Origin of the sequence: Streptomyces hygroscopicus subsp. hygroscopicus, from assembly GCF_001553455.1 — a bacterium.
In the GTDB taxonomy this organism is placed as follows: Bacteria; Actinomycetota; Actinomycetes; order Streptomycetales; family Streptomycetaceae; genus Streptomyces; species Streptomyces hygroscopicus.
In genome coordinates, this window is record NZ_BBOX01000340.1 from 25152 (window position 1) to 31712 (window position 6561).

Sequence of the window (6561 nt, forward strand, 5' to 3'; positions counted from 1 at the left end):
GGACGGGGGTGCCCGGCGGGAAGCCCGCCCCCGTTCCGGGCATGGGATCGCGCCAAGCCGGGACCGTCGTCGGGGCGCACCCCTGGGTGAGGCAAGCTGGGGGCCATGGGAACGCATGTGATCACTGGGGCAGGCTCGGGCATCGGCGCGGCGGTCACCGAGCGGCTGGCCGAGCGCGGCGAGGAGCTGTGGCTGCTCGCGCGGGACGCGGGGCGGGCGAAGGAGCTGGCGGGGCGGTTCCCGGGGGTGCGGACGGTCGTCGGTGACCTGGCGGACCCGGAGAAGCTGTCGTGGGCGTTCGGTCACCAGACGCTGCCCGACCGGCTGGACTCGCTGCTGCACATCGCCGGAGTGGTCGACCTGGGCGAGGTCGGGGAGCTGACCCCGAAGGCATGGAACCGCCAGCTCGCCGCCAACCTCGTGGCGCCCGCCGAGCTGACCCGGCTGCTGCTGCCCCAGCTGCGGGCGTCCCAGGGGCACGTCGTCTTCGTCAACTCGGGCGCCGGACTGCGCGCCAACCCCCAGTGGGCCGCGTACGCCGCCAGCAAGCACGGGCTCAAGGCGCTGGCCGACGCGCTGCGCGCGGAGGAGAGCGGCAACGGCGTACGGGTGACGACGGTCTACCCGGGGCGCACCGCCACCCCGATGCAGGTGAAGGTGCACCAGCAGGAGGGCAAGGAGTACGAGGCGGAGCGCTGGATCGCGCCGGAGACCGTGGCGAGCACCATCCTGGCGGCGCTCGACCTGCCGCGCGACGCCGAGATCACCGACCTCCAGGTGCGGCCGCGCGGCTGAGCACCGCGGCTGGGCCGCGCGTGGCACGTCCCGGACGCGCCAGGCGCCCGACGAGGGCCCCGGGAGGGCGGGCCTCCGCCGCGTGGGGCCGCGTGGGCGTGACCGGCCACGACGGCGCCGCGGACGATCGACGGCATCGCGGAACGCGTCCCGTGGGGGCGCCCCGCGGAGCATCCGGCGGGCGCCTCCGGCAAGGGCACTGCCGGCGCAGCGCTTAGGCTTCCCGGGTGAGCGAGAAGAGCACCCAAACGCACCCGTGGGGCCCCGGGGTCGCGAGTGGCGTCGGATCGATGCCGGGCGGCGACGCGCGGGAGGCCGTGAAGACCGTCACCGGATCGCTGGAGGCCCTGCCGTATCTGCCGGAGCTGCCCGCGCGGGGGCCCGGCGCGGACATGATCGGGCGTACCGCCGGAATGCTGGTCGAGCTGTACGCGCATGTGGAGCCGAGCGGCTGGCGGATCAGCGACCGGCCGGGCCGGGACACCCGGCGGGCGCGCTCCTGGCTGGGCGAGGACCTCGACGCGCTGGAGGAGTTCACCCAGGGGTACCAGGGCGCGCTCAAGGTGTCGGCCGTGGGGCCCTGGACCCTGGCCGCCTCCCTCGAGCTGCGCGGCGGCGAGGCCGCGCTGGGCGACCCGGGCGCCTGCCGCGATCTGACCGCCTCGCTCGCCGAGGGGGTGCGTGCCCATCTGGCGGAGGTGCGCCGCCGGGTGCCGGGCGCCGAGGTGGTGCTCCAGCTCGACGAGCCGTCGCTGACGCCGGTACTGCGCGGGAGCGTCCGTACGGCCAGCGGCTACCGCACCCATGCCGCCGTGGACCGGGGCGTGGTCGAGGGCGCGCTGCGGGCTCTGGTGGAGGCGGCCGAGGGGCCCGTGGTGGTGCACTCGTGCGCGCCGGCCGTGCCGTTCGGACTGCTGCGGCGCGCGGGCGTCACGGGGATCTCCTTCGATCTGTCGCTGCTCACGGAGAGTGAGGAGGAGGCGATCGGGGAAGCCGTGGAGGGCGGTACGGCGCTGCTCATCGGCGCGGTACCGGGCACGGACACCCCATTGTCGGACCCTGCCGGTAGCGTCGGGGGTGTCAGGACGCTGTGGCGCAGGCTGGGGCTGTCACCGGGGACTCTCGCGGAGTCGGTGGTGATCACCCCGTCGTGCGGGCTCGCGGGCGCCTCGCCCGGGTACGCCCGCGCCGCGCTGGCCCACTGCGTCCGGGCGGCGAGATGGCTCGCGGACAACCCTGAGTAACGGGAGGACGACACGGTGGCCGGCGAACAGCAGTCAAAGGAGGTCCCCGCCGAGGCGCGGGAGAGGCACGCCAGGCTCGCTGAGCAGATCGAGGAGCACCGCTTCCGGTACTACGTGAAGGACGCGCCGGTCATCAGCGATGCGGAGTTCGACAAGCTGCTGCGCGCGCTGGAGGCGCTGGAGGAGGAGCATCCCCCGCTCAGGACGCCCGATTCGCCGACCCAGAAGGTCGCGGGGGCGTACGAGACGGAGTTCACCGAGGTCCAGCACCGTGAGCGGATGCTCAGCCTGGACAACGCCTTCGACGACGAGGAGCTGGCCACCTGGGCGGACCGCATCGCCAAGGAACTGGGCAGCGGCTCGTACCACTTCCTGTGCGAGCTGAAGGTGGACGGCCTCGCGGTCAACCTCACCTATGAGCACGGGCGGCTGACCCGCGCCGCGACCCGTGGCGACGGCCGCACCGGCGAGGACATCACCCCCAATGTGCGGACCATCGCCAAGATCCCCAACCGGCTCAAGGGCGACCGCGTCCCGGCGCTGGTGGAGGTGCGCGGCGAGGTCTTCCTGCCCCGGGAGCGGTTCGCCGAGCTGAACGCCCGGCTGGTGGAGGCGGGCAAGCCGCCGTTCGCCAACCCCCGGAACGCGGCGGCGGGTTCGCTGCGCCAGAAGGACCCGAAGGTCACCGCGTCCCGGCCGCTGGACATGGTGGTGCACGGCATCGGGGCCCGTGAGGGCTTCGACATCGACCGGCTGTCGCAGGCGTACGAGCTGCTGCACGAGTGGGGGCTGCCGACCGCCGCCCACTTCACGGTGGTGGACTCGATCGAGGGCGTGCGCGAGTACATCGCGTACTACGGGGACAGCGAGCACCGGCACTCGGTGGAGCACGAGATCGACGGCGCGGTCGTCAAGCTGGACGAGATCCCGCTCCAGGGGCGGCTCGGCTCCACCTCCCGGGCGCCGCGCTGGGCGATCGCCTGGAAGTTCCCGCCCGAGGAGGTCAACACCAAGCTGGTCGACATCCGGGTGGGCGTGGGGCGCACGGGGCGGGTGACGCCTTATGCGGTGGTCGAGCCGATCACGGTCGCGGGCTCGGAAGTGGAATTCGCGACCCTGCACAACCAGGATGTCGTGAAGGCCAAAGGCGTGCTGATCGGCGACACCGTCGTGCTGCGCAAGGCGGGCGACGTCATTCCGGAGATCCTGGGGCCGGTCGTCGATCTGCGGGACGGCAGCGAGCGGGAATTCGTGATGCCGGCCACCTGCCCCGAGTGCGATACGCCGCTGCAGCCCGCCAAGGAAGGCGATGTCGATCTGCGGTGTCCCAACGGCCGGTCCTGCCCGGCGCAGCTGCGCGAGCGGATTTTCTATCTCGCGGGGCGCAAATCCCTGGACATCGAGAACCTCGGCTATGTCGCCGCGGCCGCCCTCACCCAGCCGCTGGAACCCGCCGATCCGCCGCTGAAGGACGAAGGCGATCTGTTCGATCTGAAGATCGAACAACTGCTGCCCATTCGGTCGTACGTACTGGACCCGGACAGCGGACTGCCCAAGCGTGATCCGGAGACCGGCGAGGAGAAGGTCGTCACCTTCTTCGCCACCCAGAAGGGTGAGGCGAAGAAGAACGCCCTGGCGATGCTGGCCAATATCGAGGCGGCCAAGCAGCGCCCGCTGGCCCGGATCATCACCGGCCTTTCGATCCGTCATGTCGGCCCCGTCGCGGCCACCGCGCTGGCCCGTGAATTCCGTTCCCTGGACCGGATCGCCGAGGCGGACGAGGAGGAGCTGGCGGCCGTGGAGGGGGTGGGGTCGACCATCGCCGCCTCGGTCAAGGAGTGGTTCGCGGTCGACTGGCACCGCGAGATCGTCGAGAAATGGCGGCGGGCCGGGGTCCGGCTGGAGGAGGCGGGCGGCGAGGACGAAGGCCCGCGTCCGCTGGCGGGGCTCACCGTCGTGGTCACCGGAACGCTGCAGTCGTACACCCGGGACGGGGCCAAGGAAGCGCTGCAGAGCCGTGGCGCCAAAGTCACCGGATCGGTTTCGAAAAAGACGGATTTCGTCGTAGTCGGCGACAATCCGGGTTCCAAGTACGACAAGGCCATGCAGGTGAAGGTTCCCGTACTCGATGAGGACGGATTCCGCGTCCTGCTCGAACAGGGACCTGACGCGGCGCGAGAGGTCGCGTTGACGCCTCCGGAAGAGGCCGGGGAGCAGTCCGGGGGGTAGTGCGGCGAGTAGTGCGGAAGCGGTACCGGCCGCCTGTGGAGCGGCGGTTGGAGTAGTCGCTCCACCCATCCGGCGCAGTGGTCCGGCCATCTTGTCCGTTCAACGGGTCCAAAGCTGGCCGGATTACGACTGGGAGCACTTCCCGGGCACAGCCGGCGGGCATCACCCTTACAGCGCATAGCAGAAGGTCAAGGATCGTCGGGCGGCATTCGGGGAACCGTCGCCGATCGCCGCCCGTCTTCCCCTTCTGCCGCCTACTGTTGAGGTGTGCGCCTGCCGTGGCGCTGGCACCGCCGGCTGTGAGAGGGACGGGTATGAAACCGACCGAAAGCGCCGCTCCGGCGTCGCGGCTGCGCCGGGCCGTGCTGCCCGCGCTGCCCGCCGCGGCGGTCGCCATGGCCGCTTTCGCACTCGGCATCGGAGTGTTCCGAGTGCTCGACGCGGGCAACGCGCTCTTTCCCGACGGCACCGTGGGCTGGTCGCTCGCCGTGCTCACCGGAATCATCGTCGGCCATCTGGTCGCCCTCGGCCGCGACCGCTGGTGGGGCGGCACCGGCTCCGGGGCCGCGTTAACCCTGGCCGCGCTGCTGCTCTACGGCTGGATTCCGGCCGTGCTGGTCAGCCTCGCGGTGGTCGTCCTGGTCGGCGCCGCCCGCCGGCACCGCTGGCGGCAGGCGGCCCTGCACGGCGCGGTCGACATCCTCGGGGTGGGCGCCGCCGCCCTCACCCTCGCCGCCTTCGGCACCACCCCCTCCGTCGAGCACCCCTGGTACACCGACGCCTGGGACGTGTCCGCCATCCCCCAGACGGCCCTGACCGCCTTCGTCTATCTCGCGGTGACCCGCGCCCTGTTGTGGTGCTCCCTCGCCCCGCCCGGCGCCGGACTGCCCACCGTCGCCCGCACCGCCCTCGTCCGGCAGGCCCTCGTCGGCATCGCGCTGCTCGGCATTGCCCCCCTGATCGTCGTCGTCGCCGGGGACGTGCCGCTGCTGCTCCCGCTGTTCGCGGTGCCGCTGGTCGCCCTCGACTCCACGCTGTGGATCGCCCGGGTCCGCGCCGAGGAGCAGCTGCGCGATCCGCTCACCGGACTGCCCAACCGCCAGTGGCTGCTGGAGCGCACCTGGACCGCGCTGGACGAGTCCGAGCGGGCCGGCACCCGGAGCGCGCTGGTGCTGCTGGACCTGGACCGGTTCCGTTCGGTCAACGACACCCTGGGCCATCTGGCCGGTGACCGGCTGCTGCTCCAGATCGCCGAGCGGCTGCGGCTGGCCCTGCCGCGCGGGGCGGAGGTGGCCCGGCTCGGCGGCGACGAGTTCGCGGTCCTGCTGCCCACCACCGACTCGCTCACCAGCGCCCAGCGCAGCGCCCGCGTGCTCGTCGGCGATCTCGGTTCCCCCCTCGATCTGGACGGGCTGACCCTGGTGCTGGAGGCCAGCGCCGGGGTCGCCGTCTACCCCGACCACGCGCTGGACGCCGAGGGGCTGCTGCGCCGCGCCGACGTCGCGATGTACCAGGCCAAGCGGGACCGCAGCGGTGTCGAGCTGTACGAGGCGCGGCGGGACGGCAACACCCCCGACCGGCTCGGCCTTCTCGGCGATCTGCGGCGCGCCCTGGACGCGGGCGACGTCGAGCTGCACTACCAGCCCAAGGTCGGCTTCGACGGACATGTGGCCGGTCTGGAGGCGCTGGTCCGCTGGGTGCACCCGGACCGGGGGAAGGTGCCGCCGGACGAGTTCATCTCCATGGCCGAGAGTTCCGGGCTGATGCCCCGGCTGACCGAGTACGTCCTGGAGACGGCGCTGGGCCAGGTCGCCCGGTGGCGTGCCGACGGCCTCGAGGTGCCGGTCGCCGTCAACGTCTCCCCGCGCGATGTCCACACCCCCGGTTTCGCGGGCGCGGTCGCCGGGCGGCTGGCCCGGCACGGGGTCCCGGCGGGCGCCCTGCAGCTGGAGATAACCGAGCACGTCCTGCTGGAGGACCCGCAGCGGGCCGCCGACACGCTGGCCGGGCTCACCGGCCACGGCGTGAAGATGTCGCTCGACGACTTCGGCACCGGCTACTCCTCGCTGGTCCACCTGCGGCGGCTGCCGGTCAGCGAGCTGAAGATCGACCGGTCCTTCGTGGCCCGGCTGGCCGTGGACAACGAGGACGCGGAGATCGTCCGCTGCACCGTGGACCTCGCGCACTCCCTGGGCCTGCTCGTGGTGGCCGAGGGCGTCGAGGACGACGAGACCTGGGAGCGGCTGCGGGACCTGGGGTGCGACGCGGTGCAGGGCTGGCTGGTGGCCGCCGC

Annotated in this window: 4 protein-coding genes; all 4 read left to right on the top strand. The window is 72.6% G+C overall.

The window, feature by feature from the left end; genetic code table 11:
- Nucleotides 1-105: 105 nt before the first annotated feature.
- Nucleotides 106-795: an SDR family oxidoreductase gene (locus AXW62_RS30275; protein ID WP_060947315.1), complete on the top strand. Its 690-nt coding sequence runs from the start codon at nt 106-108 to the stop codon at nt 793-795.
- A gap of 227 nt (nt 796-1022) precedes the next feature.
- Nucleotides 1023-2039, top strand: a complete 1017-nt coding sequence (locus tag AXW62_RS30280; protein ID WP_060947316.1) for a methionine synthase — start codon at nt 1023-1025, stop codon at nt 2037-2039.
- 15 nt (nt 2040-2054) lie between these two features.
- The gene (gene ligA / locus AXW62_RS30285; protein WP_060947317.1) at nt 2055-4268 is read left to right on the top strand and encodes an NAD-dependent DNA ligase LigA; all 2214 of its coding nucleotides are present in this window, start codon (nt 2055-2057) and stop codon (nt 4266-4268) included.
- Between the two features lie 314 nt (nt 4269-4582).
- Nucleotides 4583-6561: putative bifunctional diguanylate cyclase/phosphodiesterase (locus tag AXW62_RS30290; protein ID WP_060947318.1), on the top strand; the 1979-nt coding region annotated here is incomplete at its 3' end.

Bases quoted from the DNA above. Each gene is read 5' to 3' on its own strand.
- AXW62_RS30275 (WP_060947315.1), top strand. From the start codon at position 106: ATGGGAACGCATGTGATCACTGGGGCAGGCTCGGGCATCGGCGCGGCG.